This is a genomic window from Janibacter sp. Y6 (genome assembly GCF_040900765.1).
GTDB lineage: Bacteria > Actinomycetota > Actinomycetes > Actinomycetales > Dermatophilaceae > Marihabitans > Marihabitans melonis.
Map to the genome: position 1 here is coordinate 1 of NZ_JAKLYZ010000013.1, position 1,391 is coordinate 1,391.

2 rRNA genes are annotated in these 1,391 nt (G+C 57.7%); both read left to right on the forward strand.

The features are described from left to right. Positions 1-656, forward strand: a 16S ribosomal RNA gene (locus tag L6241_RS16190); the annotation flags it as partial. A gap of 400 nt (positions 657-1,056) precedes the next feature. Next, positions 1,057-1,391: ribosomal RNA gene (locus tag L6241_RS16195) — 23S ribosomal RNA — on the forward strand; the annotation flags it as partial.

Below are 1,391 nucleotides of genomic sequence, written 5' to 3' on the forward strand. Positions count from 1 at the left end.
GGAGTACGGCCGCAAGGCTAAAACTCAAAGGAATTGACGGGGGCCCGCACAAGCGGCGGAGCATGCGGATTAATTCGATGCAACGCGAAGAACCTTACCAAGGCTTGACATATACCGGAAACACCCAGAGATGGGTGCCCCTTTTGGTCGGTATACAGGTGGTGCATGGTTGTCGTCAGCTCGTGTCGTGAGATGTTGGGTTAAGTCCCGCAACGAGCGCAACCCTCGTTCTATGTTGCCAGCACGTCATGGTGGGGACTCATAGGAGACTGCCGGGGTCAACTCGGAGGAAGGTGGGGATGACGTCAAATCATCATGCCCCTTATGTCTTGGGCTTCACGCATGCTACAATGGCCGGTACAAAGGGCTGCGATACCGCAAGGTGGAGCGAATCCCAAAAAACCGGTCTCAGTTCGGATTGGGGTCTGCAACTCGACCCCATGAAGTCGGAGTCGCTAGTAATCGCAGATCAGCAACGCTGCGGTGAATACGTTCCCGGGCCTTGTACACACCGCCCGTCAAGTCACGAAAGTCGGTAACACCCGAAGCCGGTGGCCCAACCCTTGTGGGGGGAGCCGTCGAAGGTGGGACTGGTGATTGGGACTAAGTCGTAACAAGGTAGCCGTACCGGAAGGTGCGGCTGGATCACCTCCTTTCTAAGGAGCACTGGCCAGATATCTGGTCCAGGGCCTGGTCTGCTCGCGAATGTCGAGCAGCAGGTGCTCAAGGGTGGAACATCGATTATTTGGCACCGCAGGATCTGCCTGGTCCGTTAGTACGCACAGCTCTTGGGTTGTGATGGAACGCGCAGGGTGGGTGTTGGGGTGCTTGACACGTTGTTGGGTCCTGAGGGTTCGGGCTCACCGCCACGCGACCTTGGTTGCGGGTGGTGACGCGAGCGCCTCGAGGCCATCGGCCCCCACGGTTGTGGGGGTTGTGGTGCGGGCCGGCCATGTAGGACGAACCGCCACGCTGTATCAGCGTGGTAGGCGCCCAGTGTGTGGTTGGTGCCGACCGTATGTTGAGAACTGAACAGTGGACGCGAGCATCTTTGTGGCTCAAGTTTTTAAGGGCGCACGGTGGATGCCTTGGCACCAGGAACCGAAGAAGGACGTAGGAATCTGCGATAAGCCTCGGGGAGTCGATAACCAGACTGTGATCCGAGGATTTCCGAATGGGGAAACCCGGCTGGAGGCAAGTCCAGTCACTCCCAGCTGAACACATAGGCTGGGTAGAGGGAACGTGGGGAAGTGAAACATCTCAGTACGCACAGGAAGAGAAAGCAACCGCGATTCCGTGAGTAGTGGCGAGCGAAAGCGGATCAGGCCAAACCGTATCTGTGTGATAGCTGTCAGGCGTTGCAGGTACGGGGTTGTGGGATCTCTTGGTCA